This window comes from Rhizobium sp. BT03 (assembly GCF_030053155.1).
In the GTDB taxonomy this organism is placed as follows: Bacteria; Pseudomonadota; Alphaproteobacteria; order Rhizobiales; family Rhizobiaceae; genus Rhizobium.
On the sequence record NZ_CP125640.1, the window covers coordinates 3,101,769 to 3,128,518 of the forward strand.

29 protein-coding genes are annotated in these 26,750 nt (G+C 62.9%); 11 read left to right on the plus strand and 18 right to left on the minus strand.

All coding sequences use genetic code 11. From position 1 onward, the window contains the following. The first annotated feature begins 73 nt into the window (after positions 1 to 73). Genes hisC through QMO80_RS15240 form a run of 3 tightly spaced genes read left to right on the plus strand, consistent with a single transcriptional unit; the run spans position 74 to position 2,523 of the window. A complete protein-coding gene (gene hisC, locus QMO80_RS15230; RefSeq protein ID WP_283197313.1) occupies positions 74 to 1,171 on the plus strand; it encodes a histidinol-phosphate transaminase in 1,098 nt (365 codons plus the stop codon). Next, the gene (locus QMO80_RS15235) at positions 1,168 to 2,094 is read left to right on the plus strand and encodes a prephenate/arogenate dehydrogenase family protein (RefSeq protein WP_283197314.1); all 927 of its coding nucleotides are present in this window, start codon (positions 1,168 to 1,170) and stop codon (positions 2,092 to 2,094) included. The genes hisC and QMO80_RS15235 overlap by 4 nt, the downstream gene beginning before the upstream one ends. A gap of 9 nt (positions 2,095 to 2,103) precedes the next feature. Next, positions 2,104 to 2,523, plus strand: a complete 420-nt coding sequence (locus QMO80_RS15240) for a GNAT family N-acetyltransferase (protein WP_283197315.1) — start codon at positions 2,104 to 2,106, stop codon at positions 2,521 to 2,523. A gap of 12 nt (positions 2,524 to 2,535) precedes the next feature. On the opposite strand, the gene QMO80_RS15245 is transcribed toward QMO80_RS15240, so the two are convergent. Further along, positions 2,536 to 3,552, minus strand: a complete 1,017-nt coding sequence (locus tag QMO80_RS15245; protein ID WP_283197316.1) for a DUF2125 domain-containing protein — start codon at positions 3,550 to 3,552, stop codon at positions 2,536 to 2,538. Positions 3,553 to 3,602: 50 nt separating this feature from the next. Between QMO80_RS15245 and QMO80_RS15250 the strand changes: the two genes are divergently transcribed. Continuing rightward, entirely contained in the window at positions 3,603 to 4,133 is a 531-nt protein-coding gene (locus QMO80_RS15250) for a gamma-glutamylcyclotransferase (RefSeq protein ID WP_283197317.1), read from the plus strand. A 2-nt stretch (positions 4,134 to 4,135) separates the two neighbouring features. Here the strand turns inward: QMO80_RS15250 and QMO80_RS15255 are convergent, their stop codons facing one another. The 4 genes from QMO80_RS15255 to ftsE all read right to left on the minus strand — a co-directional run bounded on the left by QMO80_RS15255 (position 4,136) and on the right by ftsE (position 7,581). Beyond that, positions 4,136 to 4,933, minus strand: coding sequence for a 1-acyl-sn-glycerol-3-phosphate acyltransferase (locus QMO80_RS15255; protein WP_283197318.1), 798 nt, complete (start codon positions 4,931 to 4,933; stop codon positions 4,136 to 4,138). A gap of 198 nt (positions 4,934 to 5,131) precedes the next feature. Further along, positions 5,132 to 5,848 (minus strand): YdcF family protein, encoded by a 717-nt coding sequence (locus QMO80_RS15260; protein WP_183855654.1) that lies wholly within the window; start codon positions 5,846 to 5,848, stop codon positions 5,132 to 5,134. A gap of 67 nt (positions 5,849 to 5,915) precedes the next feature. After that, positions 5,916 to 6,929: an ABC transporter permease gene (locus QMO80_RS15265; protein WP_097629648.1), complete on the minus strand. Its 1,014-nt coding sequence runs from the start codon at positions 6,927 to 6,929 to the stop codon at positions 5,916 to 5,918. After that, positions 6,922 to 7,581 carry a cell division ATP-binding protein FtsE gene (gene ftsE / locus QMO80_RS15270; RefSeq protein ID WP_003567051.1) on the minus strand — a complete coding sequence of 220 codons (660 nt, stop codon included), beginning with the start codon at positions 7,579 to 7,581 and terminating at the stop codon, positions 6,922 to 6,924. The genes QMO80_RS15265 and ftsE overlap by 8 nt, the downstream gene beginning before the upstream one ends. Positions 7,582 to 7,787: 206 nt before the next feature. Here ftsE and QMO80_RS15275 point away from each other — a divergent pair, with 206 nt between their 5' ends. From QMO80_RS15275 to QMO80_RS15285, 3 genes are all read left to right on the plus strand, one after another. Further along, complete coding sequence (locus QMO80_RS15275) at positions 7,788 to 8,438, plus strand: hypothetical protein (RefSeq protein WP_283197319.1); 651 nt, start codon at positions 7,788 to 7,790, stop codon at positions 8,436 to 8,438. 135 nt (positions 8,439 to 8,573) lie between these two features. Continuing rightward, positions 8,574 to 9,116: a hypoxanthine phosphoribosyltransferase gene (gene hpt / locus QMO80_RS15280; protein WP_003567049.1), complete on the plus strand. Its 543-nt coding sequence runs from the start codon at positions 8,574 to 8,576 to the stop codon at positions 9,114 to 9,116. Positions 9,117 to 9,318: 202 nt separating this feature from the next. Then, complete coding sequence (locus QMO80_RS15285) at positions 9,319 to 9,678, plus strand: response regulator (protein ID WP_003567048.1); 360 nt, start codon at positions 9,319 to 9,321, stop codon at positions 9,676 to 9,678. Positions 9,679 to 10,137: 459 nt separating this feature from the next. Here the strand turns inward: QMO80_RS15285 and QMO80_RS15290 are convergent, their stop codons facing one another. From QMO80_RS15290 to argH, 4 genes are all read right to left on the minus strand, one after another. Further along, positions 10,138 to 12,813 (minus strand): TIGR02302 family protein, encoded by a 2,676-nt coding sequence (locus QMO80_RS15290; RefSeq protein ID WP_283197320.1) that lies wholly within the window; start codon positions 12,811 to 12,813, stop codon positions 10,138 to 10,140. Between the two features lie 165 nt (positions 12,814 to 12,978). Further along, the gene (lysA, locus tag QMO80_RS15295; RefSeq protein WP_283197321.1) at positions 12,979 to 14,247 is read right to left on the minus strand and encodes a diaminopimelate decarboxylase; all 1,269 of its coding nucleotides are present in this window, start codon (positions 14,245 to 14,247) and stop codon (positions 12,979 to 12,981) included. Between the two features lie 11 nt (positions 14,248 to 14,258). Continuing rightward, the gene (locus QMO80_RS15300; RefSeq protein WP_003543301.1) at positions 14,259 to 14,453 is read right to left on the minus strand and encodes a lipoprotein; all 195 of its coding nucleotides are present in this window, start codon (positions 14,451 to 14,453) and stop codon (positions 14,259 to 14,261) included. Positions 14,454 to 14,584: 131 nt separating this feature from the next. Next, positions 14,585 to 15,985: an argininosuccinate lyase gene (gene argH / locus QMO80_RS15305; protein WP_283197322.1), complete on the minus strand. Its 1,401-nt coding sequence runs from the start codon at positions 15,983 to 15,985 to the stop codon at positions 14,585 to 14,587. Positions 15,986 to 16,023: 38 nt separating this feature from the next. Between argH and QMO80_RS15310 the strand changes: the two genes are divergently transcribed. Further along, positions 16,024 to 16,686, plus strand: coding sequence for a TlpA disulfide reductase family protein (locus QMO80_RS15310; RefSeq protein ID WP_283197323.1), 663 nt, complete (start codon positions 16,024 to 16,026; stop codon positions 16,684 to 16,686). A gap of 182 nt (positions 16,687 to 16,868) precedes the next feature. Here the strand turns inward: QMO80_RS15310 and QMO80_RS15315 are convergent, their stop codons facing one another. From QMO80_RS15315 to QMO80_RS15345, 7 genes are all read right to left on the minus strand, one after another. Next, positions 16,869 to 17,750, minus strand: coding sequence for a 3-hydroxybutyryl-CoA dehydrogenase (locus QMO80_RS15315; RefSeq protein ID WP_018069239.1), 882 nt, complete (start codon positions 17,748 to 17,750; stop codon positions 16,869 to 16,871). Positions 17,751 to 17,957: 207 nt separating this feature from the next. Further along, entirely contained in the window at positions 17,958 to 18,887 is a 930-nt protein-coding gene (locus QMO80_RS15320; protein WP_283197324.1) for an electron transfer flavoprotein subunit alpha/FixB family protein, read from the minus strand. 23 nt (positions 18,888 to 18,910) lie between these two features. Then, positions 18,911 to 19,672, minus strand: coding sequence for an electron transfer flavoprotein subunit beta/FixA family protein (locus tag QMO80_RS15325; RefSeq protein ID WP_283197325.1), 762 nt, complete (start codon positions 19,670 to 19,672; stop codon positions 18,911 to 18,913). 164 nt (positions 19,673 to 19,836) lie between these two features. Beyond that, complete coding sequence (locus tag QMO80_RS15330) at positions 19,837 to 20,634, minus strand: rhomboid family intramembrane serine protease (RefSeq protein ID WP_283197326.1); 798 nt, start codon at positions 20,632 to 20,634, stop codon at positions 19,837 to 19,839. A gap of 32 nt (positions 20,635 to 20,666) precedes the next feature. Continuing rightward, entirely contained in the window at positions 20,667 to 21,245 is a 579-nt protein-coding gene (locus tag QMO80_RS15335; protein ID WP_283197327.1) for a cob(I)yrinic acid a,c-diamide adenosyltransferase, read from the minus strand. Positions 21,246 to 21,828: 583 nt separating this feature from the next. Beyond that, on the minus strand, positions 21,829 to 22,032 hold the full coding sequence (locus QMO80_RS15340) for a twin transmembrane helix small protein (protein ID WP_064840887.1): 204 nt from the start codon (positions 22,030 to 22,032) through the stop codon (positions 21,829 to 21,831). Between the two features lie 14 nt (positions 22,033 to 22,046). Continuing rightward, a complete protein-coding gene (locus tag QMO80_RS15345; RefSeq protein WP_283197328.1) occupies positions 22,047 to 22,880 on the minus strand; it encodes an SDR family oxidoreductase in 834 nt (277 codons plus the stop codon). Positions 22,881 to 22,956: 76 nt separating this feature from the next. Here QMO80_RS15345 and QMO80_RS15350 point away from each other — a divergent pair, with 76 nt between their 5' ends. After that, on the plus strand, positions 22,957 to 23,880 hold the full coding sequence (locus QMO80_RS15350) for a YihY/virulence factor BrkB family protein (protein WP_054182497.1): 924 nt from the start codon (positions 22,957 to 22,959) through the stop codon (positions 23,878 to 23,880). On the opposite strand, the gene gluQRS is transcribed toward QMO80_RS15350, so the two are convergent. After that, the gene (gluQRS, locus tag QMO80_RS15355; RefSeq protein WP_283197329.1) at positions 23,845 to 24,726 is read right to left on the minus strand and encodes a tRNA glutamyl-Q(34) synthetase GluQRS; all 882 of its coding nucleotides are present in this window, start codon (positions 24,724 to 24,726) and stop codon (positions 23,845 to 23,847) included. The two genes, QMO80_RS15350 and gluQRS, sit on opposite strands and share 36 nt — an antisense overlap. Between gluQRS and QMO80_RS15360 the strand changes: the two genes are divergently transcribed. Both QMO80_RS15360 and QMO80_RS15365 read left to right on the plus strand, forming a co-directional pair. After that, a complete protein-coding gene (locus tag QMO80_RS15360; protein WP_283197330.1) occupies positions 24,725 to 25,417 on the plus strand; it encodes a DNA-3-methyladenine glycosylase in 693 nt (230 codons plus the stop codon). The two genes, gluQRS and QMO80_RS15360, sit on opposite strands and share 2 nt — an antisense overlap. 111 nt (positions 25,418 to 25,528) lie before the next feature. After that, on the plus strand, positions 25,529 to 26,086 hold the full coding sequence (locus tag QMO80_RS15365; RefSeq protein ID WP_004671754.1) for an HNH endonuclease: 558 nt from the start codon (positions 25,529 to 25,531) through the stop codon (positions 26,084 to 26,086). Positions 26,087 to 26,096: 10 nt separating this feature from the next. On the opposite strand, the gene QMO80_RS15370 is transcribed toward QMO80_RS15365, so the two are convergent. Beyond that, positions 26,097 to 26,612 (minus strand): disulfide bond formation protein B, encoded by a 516-nt coding sequence (locus QMO80_RS15370; protein ID WP_283197331.1) that lies wholly within the window; start codon positions 26,610 to 26,612, stop codon positions 26,097 to 26,099. Positions 26,613 to 26,750: the final 138 nt, after the last annotated feature.

Here is a 26,750-nt window from a genome sequence, read left to right on the forward strand (position 1 = left end):
ACAAGAACGGCATTCCGCTTTAATGCCACGTGGTCATTTCCGGCAATTCCAAGGTCGACCCATGAGCGTTGAGATGAGCAAGCCCGTTCCGCGTCCCGGTATTCTCGATATCGCATCCTATGTGCCGGGCAAGGAACATGCGCCGGGGGTTGCCCGCGTCTACAAGCTTTCGTCCAACGAAACGCCGCTCGGCGCCAGTCCGAAGGCGGTCGAAGCCTTCAAGACGGCTGCCGACAGTCTGGGGCGTTATCCTGACGGGCAGGCGGTGGAATTGCGCGAAGCGATCGCCGCCGTACACGGCCTCAACCCGGCCAACATCCTCTGCGGCAACGGTTCCGACGAGCTGCTCGGCCTGCTTTGCCATGTCTATCTCGGCGCCGGCGACGAGGGCATCATCACCGAGCACGGTTTCCTGGTCTACAAGATTCAGATCCAGGGCGCCGGCGCCACGCCCGTCGTCGTGAAGGAAAAGGATCACACCGTCGATGTCGATGCGATCCTTGCCGCGGTGACGGAGAAAACGAAGATCGTCTTCATCGCCAATCCCGGCAATCCGACAGGCACCTATGTCCCGGTCAGCGAAATCCGCCGCCTGCAGGCCGGGCTGCCGAAACATGTCGTCCTGGTGCTCGATGCGGCTTACGCCGAATATGTCCGCCGCAACGATTATGAAGCCGGCATCGAGGTCGTGTCCTCAAACGCCAATGTGGTGATGACCCGCACCTTCTCGAAGGCCTATGGACTGGCGGCGCTGCGCGTCGGCTGGATGTATGCGCCGGCCGAGATCGTCGACGCGGTGAACCGCGTGCGCGGGCCGTTCAATCTGAACGCGCCGGCAATCGCCGCCGGCGCGGCGGCCATCCGCGACCAGGCCTTCGTTCAGCAGGCCATCTCCTTCAACCAGATGTGGGTGGAGACGCTCACCCAGGCACTCGAAGCGATCGGCCTGAAGGTGACGCCATCCGTCGCCAATTTCGTTCTCATCCATTTCCCCGATATCGACGGCAAGCGCGCCGCCGATGCCGACGAGCTGCTGACGAGCCGCGGCTATATCCTGCGCGCGGTGCGCAGCTACGGCTTTTCCAATGCGCTGCGGATGAGCATCGGCCCCGAAGAGGCCAATCGCGGCGTCATTGCCGCACTCAGCGAATTCATGGGACACAAAGCATGAACGTGCAGTTCGATCGTATCGCGCTGATCGGCATCGGTCTGATCGGCTCTTCGCTTGCCCACGATATCCGGCGGCTCGGCCTAGCAAGAGAGATCGTCGTCGCCACACGCAGCGCCGATACACTGAAGCGGGCCGAAGAACTCGGCCTCGGCGACCGCTACACGACCTCTTCGGCCGATGCCGTCAAGGGTGCCGATCTGGTAATCGTCTCGGTGCCTGTCGGCGCTTCGGAAAGTGTGGCGAAGGAGATCGCGTCCAGCCTGAAGCCCGGTGCAATCGTCACCGATGTCGGCTCCACCAAGGCCTCCGTCATCGCGCAGATGCAGCCGCATATCCCGGCCGGCGTGCATTTCATTCCCGGCCATCCGCTGGCCGGCACAGAGAAATCCGGCCCGGATGCCGGCTTTCCCGGTCTCTTCGAAAGCCGCTGGTGCATCTTCACGCCGGTCGCCGGCACCGACGAGACGGCGCTGAAACGGCTGCGCAGCTTCTGGCAAGCGCTCGGCTCGAAGGTCGACGAGATGGATGCGGAGCATCACGACAAGGTGCTGGCGATCGTCTCGCACCTGCCGCATATCATCGCCTACAATATCGTCGGCACCGCCGACGATCTGGAGACGGTGACCGAGTCCGAGGTTATCAAATATTCGGCCTCCGGCTTTCGCGACTTCACCCGTCTTGCCGCCTCCGACCCGACCATGTGGCGCGACGTCTGCCTGCACAATCGCGATGCGATCCTCGAAATGCTGGCGCGGTTCTCGGAGGATCTCGCCTATCTGCAGCGGGCGATCCGCTGGGGCGAGGGCGATAAGATCTTCGAACTCTTCACCCGCACGCGCGCCATCCGCCGCTCGATCGTCCAGGCCGGCCAGGATGTTGACGCGCCGGACTTCGGCCGCCCCCACCCGCTGGACAAGAAGTAGCCGCATCCGATGGCGGAGGTGGCGAGCGCAAGCCGAGCCGATATCGACTGGCTGGCTCGCGAGGATGCCAGTGCCGGCAAGGCATGGGTATCGCGATGCGTGGCGCTTGGCGAATATCTCGTCGCCCGGGAGGCTGGCGAGATCATCGGCTTCCTGCGCTTCTCCCGCTTCTGGGGCAGGGTTCCCTATATGGAAATGATCCGGGTCCTGCCCGGCCACCGCCGGTCGGGCGTCGGGACGGCGCTGTTTCTCGCCTGGGAAGCGGCGATGCGTGGCGACGGCGCCCGCCTGCTGATGACCTCGAGCGAATGCGACGAGAGCCGGCCGCAGGACTGGCATCGCCGCAACGGGTTTTTCGAGACAGGCGCGATCGAGCTGCCTGGACTCCAGTCCGTGCCGGAAATCTTTTTCATCAAGCGCTTAACCTGAAAGGCGAGAGGCTCAGATCGGCGGAATCCGGCCGAGCGGGATGAAACCGCTGACGGTGGCGTTGCCGCGATCGACGACGAGATCGACCGAGACCTTGTCCTTGCCGCCGGCCAGCGATTTCAGGAGCTTCGTCGCCGTGTTGACGGTCGGGGCGATATCCGGAAAGGTCTGTTTCAGGCTGTCGCCCCAGGGGCCGAGCTGTTCGATCTCCAGCTTGAATTTTCCCGAGAGGAGACCTTGATCGTCGAAGGAGAAGGGGCCGGTCAGCGTCATCACCTTGCCGTCGCCGATGTCGGCGACGATGCGGCGCAGTTCGCCGGAGGCACCGTTGAGGCCGCTCGGGTCACTGCCGTCGATCAGGCCGGCTTTGCCGGCGATGGTCAGATCGATGCTGGCGGAGAGTTTCGGGAAGATCTGCGGCCAGTCCTTGATCGCCGTATTCGCATCCTGCACGGAGATCGCGCCGTCGAGATCGGCTCCGTTCTGGCGCAGATGGATTTCGGTGCGGGCGGCATCGAAGCTGATGGTCTGGCCGGTGTAGGAGGAAACCGCCGTCGCCTTCAGGCCCTCGATGACGGTCGAGCTGCGATTGATGCCCTGCAGTTTGGTCGCCAGACTCGCCTCCAGATTTGCCCATTGGGCCGAGATCGAAAGGCCGTTGCTGGTGCGGATCTCGGCCGGCGAATCGAGCTCCCAGACGATATTGCCGGGCGCATAGACCTGGGCTGCCGAACGCAGCGCGCCGAAGGTGGCGGAGACGCCGTTGGCAGTATCGTCGACATCGATCTTGGAGCAGAACAGGCCGATCCGGAAAGGATAGCCGCGGAATTCGATATCGGAGCATTCGCCGCTGACGCCCGCCTGGTCGCGCGGCGCGATCGCCTTCAGGACCGTGGTCTTCAACGCCGAGGCGGCATAGAACCAGCCGCCGGTATAAAGCGCGATCACCAGGAGGATGCCGCCGCCCAGCAGCCAGAATTTCTTACCGATGCCGGATTGGCTGCTACCGGATTGGCTTGACGCTGCCATGATGTTCTCCAATGGTGAATCGCAAATGTGATTCCGGTCTGGCGTGCGATATGGACGAATTTTGGGTATTTGGCTACGGTTCGCTGATGTGGAATCCGGGCTTCGAATTCATGGAGCGGGAAGAGGCTCTGATCTACGGCTACAGGCGCTCGCTCTGCGTCCGCTCCTTCGTCCATCGCGGCACGCGCGACAATCCGGGCTTGGTTCTCGGCCTCGACAGGGGCGGCGCCTGCCGCGGCATGGCGTTCCGCATTTCCCCGGAAAAATGGGATGAGGTGATCGATTATCTCCGCGCCCGCGAGCTGGTGACCAATGTCTACCTGGAGCGCCGGGTGCAGCTGCAGCTTGCCGGCCGGCGCCGGATGGAGGCGGTGACTTACATCGCTGATCGCGACCACGAGCAATATGCCGGCACGCTCGACGCGCTTGCGGCGGCGCGGGTGGTGAACGAGGCCAAGGGTCAGTCAGGCCCCAACGACGCCTATGTCTTCAACACGCTGGCGCATCTGCGGCAGATGGGCATTCGCGACCATTGGCTTGAACAGGTCGTCGGCGAAGTGGAACGGCTGCGCGCCGTGTGACTTCAGGCGGTCGCCGCCTTCAGCTTACGAAGCTCCGCTACCCTTTCGACCGCAGTCGGCGGCAGCGGCACATGCGGGTTAGCCTCGACGGTTTCGAGCAGAAGCTCGTCGCTTGCCCGCTCCGATACCTCGATCAGTTGGGCGAAAAACGCGTCCGGATCCATTCCCGGCATGATCGGCGGCAGGATTCTCACCTTGAAATGGCCGGGATAACGACGAATGCTCCGGCGCGGCCAGAACAGACCGGGATGCATGACGATCGGCACCACGGGGATGGCGAGATCGCGATACATGCGAGCGATGCCGTATTTATAGACCGGCTCGGCGCCCGGCGGACGGCGGGTGCCCTCGGGATAGATGATCAGCTGGCGGCCGGTCGAAAGCTCTTCCTTCGTGCGCTTCAGCACCTCCACCATCACCTTGCCGCGGGCTCCGCGATCGACCGGGATTACCCGCTGCTTCTTGGCATACCAGCCGAACAGCGGAATCCACATCAGTTCGCGCTTGAGAATGTAGACCGGGTCTTTGAGCCAGGGCAGCAGGGCATAGGTATCCCAGAAGGACTGGTGCTTCGGCGCCAGGATATAGCTGCCTTCCGGCAGGTTCTCCAAGCCTTCGATCTCGAAGGTGGTGCCGACGATCACCCGCATCAGCCAATGGTTGGAGCGCGCCCAGTTTTTCGGGATCGCATAGGCGGTCAGGCGCGGCGCCAGGAAATAATAGGGCGAGAGCACGATCATCCTGATGATGAGGTTGGCGTAGAAGATCGTGTTGAAGAGGACGGAACGCAGGGCGATCATGAAACTTTCCCGAGGCATGCTCACGCGACCGGCCTACACGATATTGCCCGTCATAAAAAGCGTTTGATGATGCTGCAGATCAGGATTCAGATTTTAAGCCCGGCCTGAAATCTGAATCCTGTTCTGGATTAAAGAGTTAGAGTATGACGTCACGAGAAAACCGCTCATGCTTTTCGGCATCATGCTCCAGCAAACGCGTCAATTCTCGCCCGACGCGCTGGCCGAGCGTAATCCGGTGTGGCGGCCGAAGCCGGTGATGTTGCGGGCGCCGGTCAACAGCACTTTGGCATATTCGGCCAGCATGACGCGCATTGCATTCGGGTCGGTGAACCAGTTTCGGCTCTTCAAATCCGAATTGACCACAGGGTAAGCGATGAACTCGATATCGGGGTCGACATAGGAGAGTTCGGCAAGGCTGCGCGGCATGTGGTAGTTGTTGGTGACGATCAGAACGCTGCGATATCCCTTGGCGTGGATCCAGTTCGAAGCTTCTTCGGCATTGCCAATCGTGTCGATCGCATCGTAGCCGATATCGACACAGCAGGAGAAAAGATCGGCCGAACCCTGCGTCATCCTGCGGATTTGCGCCGGGGTCGTCGTCGGGTGGACGCCGGAGATGAGCAAGCGCTTGCCGGCGCCTTTCTGCAGCAGTTCCACGGCCTGGTCGATGCGCTGGTAGCCGCCCGTCAGCACGACGATCGCATCGGCCTTCGGCTCGGCCGGCGGCTTCAGCGTCGTGACCGAATCGGCAAAACGCAGGAAACCGCCGAACACCAGCGCGATCGCCAGCACGCAGGCAAAACCGCCCCAGCGCAACAGGCGCCGGATCAGCCCGCGCCGCGGCGGCAACGCCACCGGGCGGTCAAGCCCCGGGTCCTGATGAATCGGGTTGGGTGTCGTATCTCCCATCGTCATGAATCGTGACTATACGCTGATTGCGGCGCGGAACAGACGCTTTCATCACAAAACGGCATGGTCACGATCAACTCGCAATGCCGTCGGTGCGTGTCGGGTCCGAGCGCAATGTATCGATTTCATAGATCGTCCGCATGACGGTCAGGCGCGCGGTGAAGGTCGTCAGAAGGGCAATGACGATCATCGTTGCGAAGATGCCGGCATAACCGAGCACGCCGACGGAGAAGGTGCCGAACAGTGCCGTCGCCTGATCGGTTTCCGGGGTGGCCAGCGTGCGGCTCTGCCAAAAGCCGGCGGTGGCGAAGAAGAGAGCGGCAAGGGCGCTGCCGATCGCCGAGCCCTTGAGGCTGATCTTCAGGAAATGCTTCTGAAATTCGGTGGCGACGAAGGAGCTTTCGGCGCCGACGAAGTGCAGAACTTCGACGATGTGGCGGTTGCCCGACAGCGCGCCGCGCGTGGCGAAGACGACGGTCAGCACCATCGCCGAGAAGACCAGGAGCAGGATGCCGGTGCCGATCATCACGGTCGTATGGGCCATGGACACCAGCCGGTCGACCCAGGTGCGGTGATCGTCGAGGGTGGCCTGCGGAATACTGTCTTTCAGCAGCGCCCGCATGGAATCGAAATCCGGCGGATTGCTCTCGTCGATGGTGATGATGACGAGGCGGGGAACGGGCAGGTCCTTGAGATCGAGACCGGGGCCGAGCCAGGGTTCGAGCAGGCGGGCGGTGGCCGCCTCGTCGACGATCTGGCCGCTCTTGGTGCCGACGAAGGTCAGCGCCAGGTCACGCGCCTGAGTCAGCGCCTTTTCCATGTCGAGATTGTCGTCCGGCTTGATCTGGATGGTGATCTCGCGGGAGATCTGGCTCTCCCAGCTCGCCGCCGTCGAGCGGACCATGCTGACGCCGCCGAGCGTCAGGCAGGCGAGAAAGGCCATGATCGATATCACCACCATCAAGGCGCTGCCCTGGATGTTGGACGGCGGCAGGATCGGCGCCGTCGGGCGCACGCGCATTTCCGGCCGCTTCTGCTCAGTCTTGGCCGGCGCCTTGTCCGGGTTTCTGGATGGAGGCTCAGTCATAGATATCGAGATGCCCCCCCGAGAGGATCATACGGCGGGCTTCCACCTGTTCCATCAGCGCCAGGTCATGCGTGGCGATCACAACGGCTGTGCCGAGGCGGTTCAGCTCAAGGAAAAGATTGAGCAGGCGCTTGGCCATCGGCGGGTCGACATTGCCTGTGGGTTCGTCGGCAAGCAGCACTTCCGGCCGGTCCATCAGCGCCCGGGCGATTGCGGCGCGCTGTTTCTCGCCGCCGGAGAGCACCGGCGGCAGCACGTTGATGCGTTCGCCGAGGCCCACCCATTTCAACAGTTCCAGGACGTCGGTCTTGTAGGAACTCTCATCCTTGCCGCGCACGCGTAAGGGCAAAGCCACATTCTCATAGGTGGTGAGATGATCGAGCAGACGGAAATCCTGGAAGACGATGCCGACGCGGCGGCGCAGCAGTGGCAGTTCGGGGCGGGGGATTTCGGAAATGTCGCGCCCGAACATGCGGATCAGGCCGCGCGTCGGCTGCAGCGACATGAAGAGCAGCCGCAGCAGCGACGTCTTGCCGGCGCCCGATGGGCCCGTCAGGAACTGAAAGGATTTCTTCGGAATGTCGAAGGTCAGGTCCCGGAGGATTTCCGGGCCCATGCCATAGCGCAAACCGACATTCTCGAAGTGGATCAACGGGCAGCTCAGTCTGTTGTGGGTTTCACCGCGTGACTTGTTAACCAACACCGTTAACAGCCGGTAAATTTTGCCGGAAAGACGCCCGTTTGATGGCGATCTTTGCGAAGCATTAACCATTAAAATTTACGACTGAGCAGGATTCGTTTCAATGCCAAGATTAGCCCTGGCAGCGAAACCATGTGGACATCTGCGAGGCAGTCACCATGGAAGCATCCTCCTTCAGCCGCCGGACGCCGGGCCAGGCCTATGATTTCCTGCCGCCGGAGCCTGCCGCCCGCCAAAACCGTGCGGCGCGTCCCGCCGATATTTCCGACGCCGAATTCGTGACGCTCGGCAAAGCCCGGCCGACGGAATTTACGGCAAGGACCTATAACGACAACCGCAAGCGCGCGGCGGGCGCTCAGGCGGCACAGGCGCTGCCGACGACCGCGATGGTAACCGTTCTGCGCGACGTGGAAGCCTTCCTGCAGCGCGCCTCGATGCGGAGCTTCGCAGGCTTGGTGCTGGCGCTCGCCGTGCTCGCCTTCGGGCTTGCGGGGGGCTTTTCCGGCCTTTCCGCCAAGCCTGCTTATCCCGGAGCGCCGCTGCATTTCACCCATGTGACGGTGGCGCCGCGCGACGCCAACGGCATGCGCGTGCTTGATATCAACGGCATCATCGAAAACGACAGCGGCACGACGCAGACGGTGCAGCCGATCCGCGCCGATCTCGTCACCGACGAGCGGCTGACCGCCAGCATCGTCATCAATCCGCCCTCCGATGTCATCTATGGCGGCCAGAGCCGGGGCTTCTCGGCCCGCGTCCAGCATGCCGGCGGAAAACTGCCGGAGGTCCGGCTCTCGTTCCTGCCGTAGAGAGCGACTTGATACGGAATGGCTGACTTTCCCGCCGCAGGTCGCGCCAATCCGATTAATTTCATGGCTGGCGAGGCTGTTTCAAGCTCGCATATGTGCTAACGGCTTACCCTTCTTTTCATGGAGCAAGCCCTTATGCCTGTCGTGCGCGGAAAAAATATCGAGCCGCTCTTCACTGCCGAGCAGATCGCCGAGCGCAATCATTCGATGGCGCGGGAGATCGCCAACGGGCCGACCAAGGACCTGCTCGTCATCGCCGTGCTCAAGGGGTCGTTCATCTTCGCCGCCGACCTGATCCGCGCCCTGCATGATAGCGGGCTTGCCCCCGAGGTCGAGTTCATCACGCTGTCGAGCTACGGCATCGGCACGGTCTCGCAGGGCGTGCGCATCGTCAAGGATATCGACAGCGACGTCCATGGCCGCGACGTCCTGTTGATCGACGATATCCTCGAATCCGGCCGGACGCTGCTCTTTGCCAAGGAATTGCTGTTCGAGCGCGGCGCGCGCAACGTCACCATCGCCGTGCTGCTCGACAAGCGCGTCAAGCGCAAGGAAAAGCTGGAGGCCGATTATGTCGGCTTCGAATGCCCCGATTATTTCGTCGTCGGCTACGGCATGGACGTCGCCTACGCCTTCCGCGAACTGCCCTTCGTCGGCGTGGTGACCGGCGACGCCTGAGCTGCCGCACAATTCCTCAGTCGCAAAACTATGCAGTGATTCAAAATCTTACAGCGTCCTTGCGCGTTTTGTCAGACGCGCGGCGCTGTCATGCGGTCGAGACGGCTTGTTAACCATTCCGCCCATCGCTTCGATATCTTTACCGATCGAAAAGGAAAGTCTGGTGATTTCCGTCGTGGGCTGAAGACGGAGCAATGCACATATGGCAAGAATTCTGATTACGGAAGACGAGGACTCCCTGCGGTCTTTCGTAGCCCGGGCGCTCAGGCTCGATGGTCATGAGACCGATGAAGCCGCCGATGGCGCCGAGGGACTGGAGAAGCTGAGGGACGGGGCCTACGACCTGCTGCTTTCGGATATCCGCATGCCCGTGATGGACGGGATCGAACTCGCCCATCAGGCAAAAGATGCCTTTCCCGGCCTGAAGATCCTGCTGATGACCGGCTATGCCGAACAGCGCGAACGGGCCGACGATCTTGCCGAAAAGATCATCGACGTCGTCGCCAAGCCATTCGCGCTTCCCGATATACGCAAGGCGGTCGCCCGGGCGCTCGTCGCCTGAAGCACGATGCCGAAAGCCTGAGCCGGTCTCGGGCGACGTCATGCACGGTTTTGCGTGACATATCGCTTAGAGCCTTTCCTGGTTAGATTGCAGCATTCTGTTGGCTCAAACGGGGTCGGATGGTCGACCGGCCAGCGCGCGTCGTAGCCCAGTTCTACGGCCAAGCCGGCCGGTCGACCATCCGACCCGTTTCAGCCAACCCTCCCGCAGATTTGCCTGGCAAATCTGCAAGACTTAGGAATCGCCGGACGCACTTATCGCTTCGCCACGGCGAAGCGGCGCGGCCGGTGGGCCGGGCATCTTTCCGCCAGGATCAGAGGCGATCGGCTCGGACGTACCAAGGGGTATGCCCTTCGCCAATCGCCTCTGCCCTGACGAAAACCTGCTCCGGCAGAATGCTTCAATCTGACCAGGAAAGGCTCTAGCGCGCCGCCGATCCATTATACGGCGGCGTAAGCCTTACTGAATATCCAGCAACCGTTCGAGATACCGCCGTTCCATTTCCTGCGGCGGATTGTTGCCGAGCTTTTCGCGGATCGCGTCGAGGATTTCCCGGGCGCGCTGAACGTCGATCTCGTCGGGCACCTTCACGCTGTTGTCGCCGAAATCCGGCCCTTGGACCCGGCGCGGACGGCCGAGCGGGTCGCGGCCGTTCTGATCCCCCTGGCCCACCTGGCCGTTCGGACCTTGGCCCTGCTGGCCCTGTTGCGCCTGCATCATCTGGTTCATCATCTCGCGGGCGCCCTGGCGAAGCGCTTCGAGCGCGCGGCCCTGGCCCTCGATGGCCGGCTGGCCGCGGCCCTGGCCGAGCTCACGGCCCGCACCTTCCATCTCGCGTTGCGCCTGGCCGAAGCCGGGGCCGGGCTTCATGCCCAATTCGCCGAGGCTCTTTTGCAATTCGCCGAGCTGCTTGCCGAGCGCATCCTGCTGGGTGCGCAGCTGCTTCAACGCCTCGCGCAGCTGCTCGGCGGTCATCTGGTCGGAGGGCTGCTGCCCGTCTTTGCCTTGCTGGCCCTGCTGTTGATCCTGCGGCTCGCCGTTCTCTCCAGGGTTCATCTCGTCGAGCAGCGGATCGTTCTCGCCCATGTCGCCGCGCTGCATGCGGTCCCTGAGCTGCTGATCGAGGCGGAAGGTCTGTTCCATCAGCTTCTGCTGGTCGCGCAGGATCTCGCCGAGCTTGTCGATCTGCTTGCGGGCCTCGCTGTTTTCCTGGCTCTGCTGGCCGCGCTGCGGCCGGCCGGCCTGCAGGTTGTTCATCATGCGCTGCAATTCCGACAGCATCTGCTGGGCTGCGTCGCGATTGCCGGAGCGGGCGAGATTCTCGATCTGGTCCATCATCCGTTCCAGATCCTGTTGGCGCAGGATGTTCTGGGCGTTCTGGTTCGGCTGCATCGGCGCGTTCTGCATGCGTTGGGCAAGCTCGCTCATATAGTCCTGCATCGCCTTGCGCAGCTCATCCATCAGCTTCTTGATCTCTTCGTCCGGCGCGTTGCGGTCCAACGCGTCGGCAAGTTTCTGCTGAGCCTCGCGCAGCTTGCGCTCGGCAAGCGAAAGATCGCCGTCCTCCATGCCGAGAGCGATCTCCCACAGATACTGAGCCGTATCCTTCAGCGCTTCGTCGCTTTTTGCGAGCTTCATGCGCGTCAAGGCGGATTCCAGCAGCAGATAATTGGTGAGCTTAGGGATGGTCTCCTCGGGACGGATGGTCAGCGCCTCGTTCAGTGCGATCGCCTGCGGCATCTTGCGGGTGTCGAGCGCGAAAACCTGCCGCTCCTCGGCGACGGCCGCGGCAAGCGGCTCGTTGAAGGGCCGCGACGGCAGGACCATCTCATGCGGCGGGCTGCGGCCGGTCTGGCCGGCGCCATCCTTGGCGACGAGCGTCACGCGCACGCGCTTGCCGGCAAGCGGATGTTCGGTCAGGTTGCGGCTGGTCACGCCCTTGGCGTCGCGGGCGTTGCGGCGGGGAATATCCAGCCGGTATTCCGGCAAGGGATAGAGCGGCGTCGCCGTCGGATCGTTTTCCAGAGGAACGATCTCCGCATGCGCCTCCTGGACACCGTAATCGTCCTTGACGGTAAAGCCGATTTCGAGCGCGCCATTGATGCTGGGCTTCGGCAAACCGTCGAAGGCGATCTCCGGCGCCTTGTCGGGGAGGACATCGAAACTCCAGCGGCGGCCGTTGACTTCGAGGGCGCCATTCTCTTCGAGCTTCATCACATGCGTCTGCGCAACAAGTGCCCGGTTGGCGGGGGGCTGGCCGGTGGAGGCCTGGCCGGCCGGGGCCGTCTTCGGCTGTTCGCCGCCTGCCGCCGTCTGCTGCGGCTTGGTGTCCGCCTGCACGGCGATATCCTGCGCCTGGCCGTTCGCCTTGCGGAATACGACCTTTTCGGCTGTCTTTCCGCCGCTGACACGAACGGTGAGGCCCGAAAACTGCGGAATGCCGATCGGCGCCTGCTCGCTGCCGTCGGCGGTCAGGTAGACCGGGGCGCGGCCGGTATAGGCGGGCGGCGTCACCCAGGCGTCGATGCGCACCGCCGGATCGACCGTTACCTGCTCGGGTGCTGCCTGAAACGCGTCGCCGAGCGCGCCGCCGTTGATGGAGAGCGAATAGGCAAAGGCGGTGACCAGCAGCAGCGCCGGCACGGCGCGCAACGCAAAACGGTCATGCGCGGCGATATCCGGCCGCGGCAGTCCGGCATCGAGGGCGGCGATCTTTTCGGCCATGCGGGTCTGGTGCTCGCGCCAGAGCGCCCGGGCGAAAGGCGTATCGAAGGCCGGTTCGTCTTCCTGGACGGTGACCGGCTGGTGCGGCAGGCCGTTGCGCTCTTCCAGCATGCGGTCGGCTTCGGCGACGCCCGGCCAGCGCAGGCTGCGCAAGGGCAGGAGCGAGACGAGAAAGGCGGCGGCAAAGGCAATCAGCAGCAGGATGCGCAGCCAGTCCGGCACGCTGCGGAAGACCCCGAACCAGGAGGCCGAGAGATAAAAGGCGACGACTGCCAGGACCGGCACCAAGGGCGGCAGCAACTGCTCGAAAAACAGCACCACGCGCGCCAGCAGGCGTTTTGTCGTCACCAGCCGGGCAAGCGAGGGGCGGAGCGCAAACGCACCTTTCCTCTGCCTTGAGGGGCTTGTCATCGGTCCGGTCTCCGCGATCTGGCGTTCTGGAACAGAGGGCGCTTCCGGCGATTGCAGGGCAATACGCTCATGGCTGACAAGGATAACACTCTTTGTGGCGAAGGCGAGGGCGAGCGGCCGGCAATACCGGCTTTTCACGTTTATTCGCCAAAAAGTGATGGCTGCTTAGTCGAGCCAGGCGGGAACGGAGTCGAGGCCGATCAGCTCTGCATAGGTTCTGCGCGGGCGAATCGTATGGAAATCGTTGCCCTTGACCAGAACCTCGGGCACCAGCAGCCGGCTGTTATAGGTGCCGGCCTGCACCGCGCCATACGCGCCGGCCGTGCTGACGGCCATCAGGTCGCCGGGCTTCGGCATCGCCATCTCGCGGTCGAGGGCCAGGTAGTCGCCGGTCTCGCAGACGGGGCCGACGACGTCGGCGCGGATGCGCGGGGCGTTCGCCGCCGAAATCGTCACCGGGCGGATCTCGTGATAGGCCTCGTAGAGGGTCGGGCGGATCAGATCGTTCATCGCGCCGTCGACGATGACGAAGGTCTTCTCGCCGCCGTCCTTCACATAGAGGACTTCGGTCACCAGGATACCGGCATTGCCGACGATCAGGCGGCCGGGCTCGGTGATGATCTTGCAGTTGAGGCCGCGCAGCTGGTTTTTGACGATCGCCGCATAGGCGTCCGGCAGCGGCGGCGGATTGTTGTCGTCCTTATAGGGGATGCCGAGGCCGCCGCCGATATCGACGTGATCGATGGTGTGGCCGTCGGCGCGCAGCGTCGCGACAAGATCGTGCAGCAGCTTGAAGGCGTCGTCGAAGGGCTGCAATTCGGTGATCTGGCTGCCGATATGCATGTCGATGCCGGTGACCTCGATGCCCGGCAGTTTGGCGGCATGGGCATAGATGGCGCGGGCACGCTCCCAGGAGATGCCGAACTTGTTTTCCTTCTTGCCGGTCGAGATCTTCGAATGCGTCTTCGCATCGACATCGGGATTGATGCGGAAGGAGACCGGCGCTTTCGTGCCGGCCTTGACGGCGCGCTGGTTGAGGATTTCAAGCTCGGGCTCGGATTCGACGTTGAAGCAGTAAATGCCTGCCTCGAGAGCGAAATCCATCTCCTGCGGCGTCTTGCCGACACCCGAAAACATGATGCGGCTGGCCGGGATGTCGGCGGCGAGCGCGCGGCGCAGCTCCCCTTCGGAGACGACGTCGATGCCGGCGCCGAGGCGGCCGAGCGTCTTCAGCACCGCCTGGTTCGAATTGGCCTTCATCGCGTAGCAGACCATGGAGTCCATATCGGCGAAGGCTTCGGAGAAGACCCGGAAATGGCGCTCCAGCGTCGCTGTGGAATAGATGTAGAAGGGCGTGCCGACCGCCTTGGCGATCTCGGGAACGGGGACGTTTTCGGCATGCAGGACGCCGTCGCGGTATTCGAAATGGTTCACGGGTTCACGCCTTAAAGAAGAGGATCGAGAAGGAAGGGCTTGTCGACGGTTCCCGGCTGTTTCGTCGGCTTGGAAACGTCACCTTCCTTGGTTGCCGCAGCACTCGGCGGATCGAGATCGCCCTTGCGCCCGCATCCGGCAACGGCAAGGCCGATGACGGCGAGAACCGCCGTCAGGCGGACGAGGTGCGGCAAGCTCTTCTGCATGGATATCCTCTTCGGCGGCATTTTGATGGACATTGTCATAGCGAAGTTTATCCGCCTTGTGCACCCTGATTGTTGGACGGTCTTTGCCGCCTATGCGGCAAGCCGCGGCGGCTTGCGCCGCCCGATATCTCTCAGTTGCGGGCGCGCCAGAAGGCGATCTGCCGGCGGACTTCGGAGGGTGCGGTACCGCCGAAGCTCTTGCGGCTGGCGACCGAGGCTTCGACGGTCAGCACGTCGTAGACCTTGTCGGTGATATCAGGATGGATCGCCTGCAGGTCGGATAGCGGCAGTTCGGCAAGGTCGCAGCCTTTGCTTTCGGCAAGCGCCACGGCCCGGCCGGTGACGTGATGGGCATCGCGGAAGGGCAGGCCCGCTTCGCGCACCAGCCAGTCGGCAAGATCGGTCGCCGTCGAAAAGCCGGAGCCGGCCGCCGCCTTCATGCGCGCGGTGTTGACGGTCAGGTCGCGCACCATCCCGGTCATGGCGGCGATCGCCAGTTCCAGACTCTCGGCCGCGTCGAAGACCTGTTCCTTGTCTTCCTGCATGTCCTTGGAATAGGCGAGCGGCAGGCCCTTCATGATCGTCAAGAGGGCGACCAACGAACCGTTGATGCGGCCGGTCTTGGCGCGCACCAGTTCGGCGGCGTCCGGGTTCTTCTTCTGCGGCATGATCGACGAGCCGGTCGAAAAGGCGTCGGAGAGGCGCACGAAACCGAATTGCGGCGTCGACCAGATGACGATCTCTTCGGCCAGGCGCGACAGGTGCATGCCTGCGATCGCGGCGATCGACAGGAATTCGATGGCGAAGTCGCGGTCGGAGACGGTGTCGATGGAGTTGCGGGTCGGCTCGCGGAAGCCGAGCGCCTTGGCGGTCATATGGCGGTCGATCGGATAACCGGTGCCGGCAAGGGCCGCCGCGCCGATCGGGCTTTCGTCCAGATGTTCGATGGCGTGGCGCACGCGCGAGCGGTCGCGGCCGAACATTTCGACATAGGCCATGCAATGATGGCCGAAGGTCACGGGTTGGGCGGTCTGCAGATGGGTGAAGCCCGGCATGACGCTTTCGGCATGCTCTTCGGCACGGTCGAGGAAGGCGGCGATCAGGCCGGTCAGCATCTTCTCGGTCTTCTCGAGTTCTTCCTTCACCCAGAGGCGGAAGTCGAGCGCCACCTGGTCGTTGCGCGAGCGGGCGGTGTGCAGCCGGCCGGCCGCCGGTCCGATCAGCGTCGCCAGGCGCGCTTCGATATTCATATGGATGTCTTCGAGCCGGCGCGAGAATTCGAAATTGCCGCTTTCGATTTCTGACAGGATCGTGTTTAGCCCGTGAACGATCTTGTCCTTATCGTCGGCCGATATGATCCCCTGATGGGCGAGCATGGTCGCGTGGGCGATCGAACCGCGGATATCCTGCGCGAAAAGCTTCTTGTCGAAACCGATCGAGGCATTTATCTCCTCCATGATCGCGTCCGGGCCGGAGGCGAAGCGTCCGCCCCACATCTGGTTTGAAGATTTGGTATCCGTGGTGTCGGCCATGAAGGTGCCCGCCTTGAATGCATGTCCTGGAGAATGAAATGACGACAAAGAAATCCCTCGGGCTGCCATCCGTGAAATGGATCGCGATAGCGGCCGTTGCGGGCGTCGTTGCCGGTGCGGCAGCGGTATACGTGAAGGAGACGGGGATTGGCAATGGTGGCGGTGAAACGGCGTCGGCCGAATGCAAGCTGACCCGGGATCGCATCGCCAGCGTCACGCCGCTGATGAAGGGGCAGGTGGCCGCCATGGTCGCCGCTTATGAGCCACGCAAGCTGACCGCGGTCTCCTTCAACGGCCCGGACGGCAAGCCGCTGACGCTCGATCATTTCGCCGGCAAGACCGTGCTCCTCAATCTCTGGGCGACATGGTGCGTGCCCTGCCGTGAGGAGATGCCGGCGCTGAACGCGCTGGAAAAGGAGATGGGCAGCGACAAGTTCCAGGTCGTGCCCGTCAATATCGACAGCGGCGATGACGAGAAGCCGAAGACCTTCCTGGCCGAGACCGGCGTCGATGCGCTGCAGCTCTATCGCGACAATACGATTGCGGTGTTCAACAGCCTGAAGAAGGAGGGCCTCGCCATGGGGCTGCCGGTGACGCTGTTGCTCGACGACAAGGGATGCCTGATTTCGGCGATGAACGGCCCGGCTGCCTGGGACAGCGACGATGCCAAGGCGTTGATCAAGGGCGTGATTGGGTCGTAAGGCTATCGCTCAGGAGTCGCCATCTCCTCTGATGAGGAAAACGCCGGCAAGTCCGATAAGCACGCAGCATTGCAGCAGGAACATCGGTGTTTCAGTCGACATGGCGTTTCCTCCCGTTCACGGCAAGGAAAGCACGTCACGGGCGTGGGGTCCATTCGCCCTTTCTGGTGATGCTTGCTTACTTACCGCGTCGGGACCGGCACTTCGCCGCGATAGTCGTAGAAGCCGCGGCCGGATTTGCGTCCGAGCCAGCCGGCTTCGACATATTTCACCAGCAGCGGGCAGGGGCGGTATTTCGAGTCCGCCAGGCCGTCATGCAGCACCTGCATGATCGAGAGGCAGGTGTCGAGGCCGATGAAATCGGCAAGCTGCAGCGGTCCCATCGGATGGTTGGCGCCGAGCTTCATCGCCGTGTCGATGGCGTCGACCGTGCCGACGCCTTCATAGAGCGTGTAGATCGCCTCGTTGATCATCGGCAGCAGGATGCGGTTGACGATGAAGGCCGGGAAATCCTCGGCGACGGTGATGGTCTTTTCCAGCGTGCCGACGAATTCCTTGGCGGCGGAGAAGGTCTTCTCATCGGTGGCGATGCCGCGCACCAGTTCGACCAGCTTCATCACCGGCACCGGATTCATGAAATGAATGCCCATGAAGCGTTCGGGGCGGTCGGTGGCGGCAGCAAGCCGGGTGATGGAAAGGGAAGAGGTGTTGGTCGCGAGCAGCGCTTCCGGCTTCAGGACCGGACAGACCTGCGCATAGATCTTGCGCTTGACCGTCTCATCCTCGGTGGCCGCCTCGATGACGAGATCGGACGGGGCGAGATCGTTGACATCGGACGAGCCTGTGATGAGCGACAAGGTCGACTTGCGTTCCTCTTCGGTCATCTTGCCGTTCGTCACCAGACGGGCCAGGTTGCCATTGATGGTGGCAAGGCCGGACTCGATGCGATCCTGCGAGAGATCGTAGATGTGAACCCTGTAACCTGCGGCGGCCGAAACATGCGCGATGCCGCAGCCCATCTGGCCGGCACCGATAATCCCAATATTCTTCAACACCGCATTCATCTCCAAACCCCCGCACGGCATTCGCCCCCGCGCTGCCGCATTTTTTAGCATGCTGCCGGACGAAGGATCGCCCGGCAGCAGTAGTAGACCGATAAAAGATAATTTTCCAGTCATTCGCAAGTGCGAAAGAAAGGCATTTGGCGCGTTTGAAGCGCGCCGCGATCTTTTAGATTCGCTTCTCGCGCTTTCGGTCTTCGCGCGACGTGTTCAGAGCGCCTTTTCCAGTTCCGGCAGGGCCTCGAACAGATCGGCGACGAGGCCGTAGTCGGCAACCTGGAAGATCGGCGCCTCCTCGTCCTTGTTGATGGCGACGATCACCTTACTATCCTTCATGCCGGCCAGATGCTGGATCGCCCCGGAGATGCCGGCGGCAATATAGAGCTGCGGCGCGACGACCTTGCCGGTCTGGCCGACCTGCCAGTCGTTCGGCGCATAACCGGCATCGACGGCCGCACGGGATGCACCGACGGCAGCGCCGAGCTTGTCGGCAAGCGGCAGGATGACCTCCCTGAACTTCTCGGCAGAACCGAGCGCCCGGCCGCCGGAAAGGATGATCTTCGCCGAGGTCAGCTCCGGACGGTCGGAGGCCGACAGCGCATCGCCGACGAAACGCGACAGACCCGGATTGGAGATTGCCGGGATTGCCTCCACCGTCGCCGAACCGCCTTCAGATGCCGAGGCAAACGAGGCGGTGCGCACGGTGATGACCTTCTTGGCATCGCTTGCCTGCACCGTCTGGATGGCATTGCCGGCATAGATCGGCCGCTTGAAGGTATCGGATGAGATCACTTCGATGATCTCCGAGACCTGGGCGACATCGAGCAGGGCGGCGACCCGCGGCAGCACGTTCTTGCCGACCGAGGTGGCGGCCGAGAGGATCGTGTCGTAGCTGGCGGAGAGCGAGACGATCAGGTCGGCAAGCGGTTCGGCCAGATTGTTGGCAAGTTCGTCGCTTTCGGCCAGCAGTACCTTGGAGACGCCGGTGAGTTTGGCGGCGGCATCGGCCGCAGCCTTGGCGCCCTTGCCGGCGACGAGAACATGAATGTCGGAGCCGATCTGGGTCGCTGCCGTCAGCGCCTTGGCGGTCTGGTCGGAAAGGCTGACATTGTCGTGGTCGGCCAGAAGAAGAATGGTCATGATGGTGTTCTCTCTTTCCTGCCTTAAAGCACGCCGGCTTCGTTCTTGAGCTTGTCGACCAGCTCGGCCACAGACTTGACCTTGACGCCGGCCTTGCGGCCCGACGGTTCCTCGGTCTTCAGCACCTTCAGCCGCGGCGTCGTGTCGACACCGAAATCGGCCGGGCTCTTCTTGTCGAGCGGCTTCTTCTTCGCCTTCATGATGTTCGGCAGCGAGGCATAACGCGGTTCGTTGAGACGCAGATCCGAGGTGATCACCGCCGGCAGCTTGATCTCGATCGTCTGCAGACCGCCATCGACCTCGCGGGTCACGGTTGCCTTGCCCCCAGAACCTGAGGTTTCGATCTCGATCTTCGAGGCGAAGGTCGCCTGGGCGGTGCCGAGCAGGGCCGCCAGCATCTGGCCGGTCTGGTTGCTGTCATCGTCGATCGCCTGTTTGCCGACGATGATCAATCCCGGCTGTTCGGCATCGGCCACACCCTTGAGGATCTTGGCGACCGCCAGCGGCTCGACGGCATCGTCGGTCTCGACCAGGATCGCCCGGTCGGCACCCATGGCAAGCGCCGTGCGCAGCGTCTCCTCGGCCTTCGCAGGGCCGATCGACACCACCACCACTTCCTCAGCCTTGCCGGCCTCCTTCAGACGCAGCGCCTCTTCCACCGAGATCTCGTCGAACGGGTTCATCGACATCTTCACATTGGCAAGCTCGACACCGGAACCATCCGGCTTCACCCGGATCTTCACGTTGTAGTCGACGACGCGCTTGACGGGCACGAGAATCTTCATGGGGGTCCTTCCTTCGGGAGAAACTGGCTTCAGCGAAAATGCGCGTTCGGGCGCCATTTCATTTGTCGAATGGCGACATGGATACGCGCTTTTCCTCCAAATTCAACGCTTCCCTGTCGCCGGCGAGCGATTTGCCGGGCAATATATGAACGTTTACGTTCACGTCAATATTCTTGTCGGCGCCGCCCCCAGGGAAGGCGTTGAATCCTCCGCCCGGCGGCGTCGGCGCTGATGGCCGGACCGGTGCCGGCATCACTTTTCACAGCCCGGGGCGTGACGATTTCCCGGTCGAAGAGCGGCACACCTTGTCGGCGCAGCACCAGGATCAGGACAGCCCCGGCAAGGATGCCGCCGACATGGGCGCCCCAGGACACGTCGCCGTCGGGTGCGATCGCCAGCATGAAAAACTGCTGGCCGATCCATAAAAGCAGCGGCACGAAGGCCGGCAGGGGCAGCGGCAGACGGAAGAATACCAGCACCCAGACCCTGACGCGCGGATGCAGCATGACGTAGGCGGCAACCACGCCGGAGATCGCCCCCGAGGCGCCGACCAGCGGCGCTTGCGAGGTCATGGTCAGCAGGCCGTGGCAGAGCGCGCCGGCGGCCGCGCAGAGCAGATAGAAAATCAGGAAGCGCAGATGTCCCATCGCGTCCTCGACATTATCGCCGAAAACCCAGAGGAAGATCATGTTGGAGGCCAGATGCCAGAAGCCGGAATGGACGAAGGCATAGGTGAGGTAAGTCAGCGGCTCCGGCACGATTTCCAGCCCCTGCGCCAGCACCGCGTCGCCAAAGGCGATCGCCGGGATATAGCCGAGCCCGACGATCGTTGCCTGGGCTGCCTGCTCGCTCTCCAGGCTGGTCAAGAGCCAGACCGCGACATTCAATGCGATCAGCGAGAGCGTCACCCACTGGACCTTGATATGTTTCAGCGTATTGGCGTCGTGAAATGGTATGAACATCCGGCCCCCCGGCGATCGTGATCGCGGCAAGCCTATCTGTTTTTTCCCGGAACCCAAAGCACATCCGCTTGGCCCCGGTCATTTGCATGACGTGCGGCGACGAAGAGGAAATCGGAGAGCCGGTTGACATATTTTCTCGCCGGTTCGCTGACGATTTCGCCGTCGGTGCGGGCCAGCGCCACCATCAGACGTTCGGCGCGACGCGCAATCGTGCGGGCCAGATGCAACTGCGCGGCGGCCGGGCTGCCGCCCGGCAGGACGAAAGATTTCAGCGGCTCCAGGCCGGCGTTCAACCGGTCGATATCGCGCTCCACCCGGTCGATCTGCGTCTCGACGATCCGCAGCGGTTCATAGGCCGGCGGCTCGCCGGTATCGGGGGTGGCAAGATCGGCACCGAGATCGAAGAGATCGTTCTGGATCGACATCAGCATGGCGTCGAGTTCGGGCAGGCCTGATGTGTGCAGCCGCGCCAGGCCGATCGCGGAATTGGCCTCGTCGATCGTGCCATAGGCCTCGACGCGCAGATCGTCCTTCGTCCGGCGCGGGCCGGCAACCAGCCCGGTTGTGCCGTCGTCGCCGGTTTTGGTGTAGATCTTGTTGAGCTTTACCATGCTGCACCGCCGGTGGTCGGGAGGGCTGAACCACCCCATCCTCCGTCATGCTCGGGCTTGACCCGAGCATCCACACCGCATGCGTCAGCGGCCGCGGCGTGGATCCTCGGCTCAAGGCCGAGGATGACGGAAGGTGGGGTTGGCATTTTCGCCAAATTTGCCCGTGCGTAGAGAGCAACCGCGTCGGGCGGCGTCTCACCACGCCCCTCATCCGGCTGCCGCCACCTTCTCCCCGTAAAACGGGGAGAAGGGGACATGCCGCAGCCTCTCCGTCCCTCGCCAACGTCTCGCAGGGCGCGTCCCCTCTCCCCGTTTTTTACGGGGAGAGGGTTAGGGTGAGGGACAGCCGTTGGTACGAACCGGACAGCCTCGGGCCTGACCCGAGCATCCACACCGCATCCATCAGCGGCTACGGGGATGGATCCTCGGGTCAAGCCCGAGGATGACGGAGGGTGGGGTTGGCCTTTTAGCCAAACTCGCCCCGGCATACTGACGCACACCGCGTCGAGGTGCTTCCTCAAGCCGGCGCTCACCTTTCCTCCTTCATTTCTGTCCATCATCAAAAATGCCCTCCCACGGTTCCTCACGTCGGCCGGCCGCCGCCGGTGATCCAGAGTGTCAGCATGATCAGGATGACGGCGATGGCCTGTAGCAGGACGCGAAGCTGCATCAGTTTGTTGGAACGGTTGGCGTCGCCGCCCTTCATCATGTTGAAGAGGCCGCGGATCAGCACGAGGGCGACGAGGCCCATGACGATGATCGCAAGGATATAGGTGACCGTGGACATGGCATTCAGCTTTCTCAGTCCGTCCAGCGCATCAGGCGGTAGAAGAGGTCTGCCGGAAGCAGCCGCTTCAGGAACATGCCCTGTTTAGCCGGTGTCGTTACAGGATAATGTGGCCTTGGATTTTTCGAGTTCAATGCGTGCTTCAAGACGGAATAGACCGCTTCCGGGCCGAGCTTGTGGCGGCTGACTGGGCCGGATCCATCGAGTCTTGCCAGTTGCCTGACATAGTCGGCCGCGTGCGGCGAATTCTCAAGGTCGATATGCTCCTTGATCTTTGCGAGCGCGTTGGCGGTGAAACGTGTGGCGATCGGCCCCGGCTCGATCAGGCTCACATGGATGCCGCTGCCCTGCAGCTCCATGCGCAGCGTGATGCTGAGGCCTTCGAGCGCGAATTTGGAAGCGGTGTAGGCGCCGCGATAGCGATAGGGCACGACGCCGAGAATGGACGAGCATTGCACGATCCGGCCCCGGCCGTGCCTGCGCATCGCCGGAATCACCTGCCGCGTCAGTTCATGCCAGCCGAAGAAATTCGCCTCGAACTGGGCGCGCAGCGCTGCCGTCGAAAGATCCTCGACGGCGCCCGGCTGGCCGTAGGCGCCATTGTTGAAGAGCGCATCGATGCGGCCGCCGCTGCGTTCCAGCACCGCGCCGACGAGATCGGAAATCGTCTCGCTCCTGGCATAGTCCATCAGCAAGGCTTCGATGCCGTCCGCTTCCAAGCCCGGCAGGTCTTCCGGTTTGCGCACCGTCGCGAAGACGCGCCAGCCGTCGGCTTTCAGCGCCCGCGCACAATGAGCGCCGATACCGGACGAGCATCCGGTCACGACGATGCTGCGCTCTGCCGCCATGGAATGATTCCTGTACAAAATGGGACTCGTTTCCCATATTCGGCCAGATGATACAATCTGGAAAGCCGGGGACGGAATGCCGAAGGCGCTGCGCACGATCTACGACGTGGTCTATGACGCGATCTGTCACATGGTCGAGGATGACGGCTTCGCCATGGCGAGCCATGTGGCGCTGTCGAGCCTGCTTGCGGTTTTCCCCTTCCTGATCTTCGGCACGGCGCTGGCAAGCTTCCTCGGCGCCGATCAATTTTCCTCGACCGCCATCCATCTGATCTTCGACACCTGGCCGGAAGCGATCGCCAAGCCGCTCGCCGACCAGGTGCTGCAGGTGCTGACCATTCCGCGCGGCGGGCTGCTGACGATCTCGGTGCTGGCGGCCGCCTATTTCGCCTCGAACGGCGTCGAGGCGCTGCGCATCTCGCTCAACCGCGCCTACCGGGTGCAGGAGACGCGGCCGTGGTATTTCACCCGCCTCGCCAGCCTCGGCTATGTGCTGATCGCGGTGATCATCTTTGCGGCAATCAGCATCCTGCTGGTCGCCGTGCCGCTGGCGCTCGATTATGCCAGGAATTGGTTTCCGCTGTTTGCCGATACACTCGAGATCGTTTTCAGCTGGCGCATCTACGGCACGCTTGTGGTGCTGACCGTCGGGCTGCTGGTCATGCATCTCTGGCTGCCGGCCGGCAAACGGCGGGTCTTCGACGTCATTCCGGGCGTACTGCTGACCCTGCTGCTCTGGCTTGCCGGGGCGCTGATCTTTGCCTATTATCTGGCGACCTTCGCCAACTACACCGCAACCTATGCCGGTCTCGCCTCGGTCATGATCGTGCTGATCTTCCTCTATATGGTCGGCGTCATCTTCATCATCGGCGCCGAGATCAATGCGGCGCTGATCAAATTCCGTGTTTTCCGGATGTTTTCCCACACGCTTTCGATTGTCGGCAGGCAGCGGGTCGAAAGGCCATCAGAGCCCGACAAGGCGGCGAATATCGGGCCCTGACATGCCGCGGGCGCGCAGGTCGCCAAGCCCGCTGTCGCCGTCGCTTTTCGAAAGCTTGCGGCCGGCAGCATCGAGAATGAGGCGATGATGATGATAGACAGGCTGCGGCAGGCCGAGCAGCACCTGCAGCAGCCGGTGCACCGATGTCGCGTGGAAGAGGTCGAGCCCGCGCACCACATGGGTGACGCCCTGGAGCGCATCGTCGACCACCACGGAGAGATGATAGCTCGACGGGGCGTCCGAGCGCGACAGGATGACGTCGCCCCAGACTTCCGGCTCGGCGGCGATCTCGCCCGATCTGCCGTCGCCGGTTTCGGTCCAGAACAAGAGCTCGCCGATCAGGTCGAGCGCCTTGCGCATATCGAGCCGCCAGGCATGTTTCTTTCCCGAGGCCAGCATCTCTAGCCATTCGTCTTCCGGCCGCTCGCGATCGTTGGCGGGATAATGCGGCGTGCCGTCGGGATCGCGCGGCCAGGATTTACCGGCCGCCTCATAGGCGGTGACGCGCGTCTTCACCTCGCCGCGCGTCAGGAAGGCCGGATAGACCAGTCGGCGGTCGATCAGCGTGTGCAGTGCCGCCTGATATTCGGGGAAATGTTCCGACTGCCGCCGCACCGGGCTTTCCCAGCCGACCCCCAGCCAGTCGAGATCCCTGAGGATGCCGGCCTCGAACTCGGGCGTGCAGCGCGTCTGGTCGATATCCTCGATGCGCAGCAGCAGGCGGCCATGCTCGGCCTCCGCCATGTCGCGGTTCAGGAGGGCCGAGAGGGCATGACCGAGATGCAGCTGCCCGTTGGGGCTCGGCGCAAAACGAAAGACAGGTTTTTGACGCTCGCTCGTGGTCATGCTTTCTTCTGCCATGGATTTGGGTTTCGAACCACTGCGAGGCGATGTGCAGATCATCCGCAACGAAGACGACGTCAGGCAAGGGCTCGAAGCGCTGCTCCGTCTCGATCCGCGGCTTGTGCCGATCGCGGCGGAGGCCGGGCCTGTGCCGCTGCGGCTGCGCGAACCGGGTTTTGCCGGCCTTGCCCACATCATCGTCTCGCAGATGGTGTCGCGCGCCAGCGCCGAGGCGATCTGGCGGCGGATGCAGCCGGCCGACGGCCTCTTGACCGCCGAAGGCTACGCGCTGCTTCACGCCGAAGCCTGGCGCGACTTCGGCCTGTCGCGCGCCAAGGCCGATACCCTGTCGCGGATCGCCGAAACCGTTGCCTCCGGCCAGCTCGATCTTGCCGGGCTCTGCCTGAAGCCGCCCGAAGACGCGCTTGGCGAACTCACCGCGCTGAAGGGCGTCGGTCCGTGGACGGCGGAGGTCTATCTGATGTTCTGCGGCGGCCATGCCGATGTCTTCCCGGCCGGCGACGTCGCGCTGCAGAGTGCCGTCGGTGCGGCATTCGGTCTCGCGGCACGGCCCGAGGCAAAGGCGCTGACCGCGCTGGCGGAAGCCTGGTCGCCATGGCGCTCGGTGGCGGCACGGCTTTTCTGGGCCTATTACGCCACGAAAACGCGCCGCGACATGGTGCCGACCGGCTGATCGGCGATACTCTTCAAATTGCCTTTATCCTCTGAATTTATTGGACTTCACAATCCTGTAACAACCGGCCTAATATACAGGTGCAGATGCCGAATCGATCAGGAGAGTCCCTTGACGATTGCAGTCTCCCCCCAGGCCCTGCCAGCGCTCGTCCTGAACGCTGACTACCGGCCGCTGAGTTATTACCCCTTGTCGCTGTGGTCCTGGCAGGACGCGATCAAGGCGGTATTTCTCGACCGTGTGAACATCATCGCAGAGTATGAACATTCGGTTTCCTCACCGAGTTTTTCGATGCGGCTTCCGAGTGTCGTGTGCCTCAAGACCTATGTTCAGCCGTCCCGCAATCCCGCTTTCACCCGGTTCAACGTCTTCCTGCGCGACCGGTTCGAATGCCAGTATTGCGGCGCCCATGACGATCTGACCTTCGATCACGTCATCCCGCGCGCCCATGGCGGCGAGACGACCTGGGAGAATGTCGTGGCCGCCTGCTCGCCCTGCAATCTGCGCAAGGGCAGCAAGCTTCCCAAGCAGGCAGGCATGTTCCCGGCGCAGAAGCCCTATCAGCCGACGGTGCAGGATCTGCACAATAACGGCCGGCTGTTTCCGCCGAACTATCTGCACGACAGCTGGCTCGACTATCTCTACTGGGATACCGAACTGCAGCCCTGAGCAAGCCGTCTTAGGCCGCCTTGCGAACGCCGACAAAAGCGAAGGCGGCAAGCAGGATTCCGGCAATCACGTTCCAGCCGGCAAAGGACAGGCCGAGCACCCGCAGCGCCGCATCGGTGCAGGACGGGCCCTTGATCGTGTTGAGCTCGCCGAGCAGATCGCCGGCATTGGTCGTCATGCTGCTTGCGGTGGTCGAGCAAGTGGACGGGCCGGGCCAGAAATGCCATTCGACGCCGGCGTGATAGACGCCCATGCCGGCCGTCACCAGCATCAGCATGCCGGCGGCGAGAATGAGCGCGCGGGTGATCCAGTTCGGCAGGCCGACGAGCTCGGAAATAGCGGCGAGGATGGCGATCGGGATGGCGTAATAGTAAGGCTGGCGCTGCAGCAGGCAGAGCGCGCAGGGAATATAGCCGCCGATATATTGGAAACCAAGCGCCGTGCCGACTGCCGCCGCCATGCCGATGGCGAGCAATATGGAATAGACGAAGCCGGGGCGGGCGAGAGGCGAGGCGGTGGCAGTCATGGCGGAACTCCGCGAGAGTTTGGCTTAAAGCGCGTCGCGATCTTTCAGATTCGCTCCTCGCGCTTTAGCTCTTTGTTTTTGCGTCCGGAATTGCATAAAATTACAGAGATAGAGCATTTCGGTATTCGAAGAAAAACG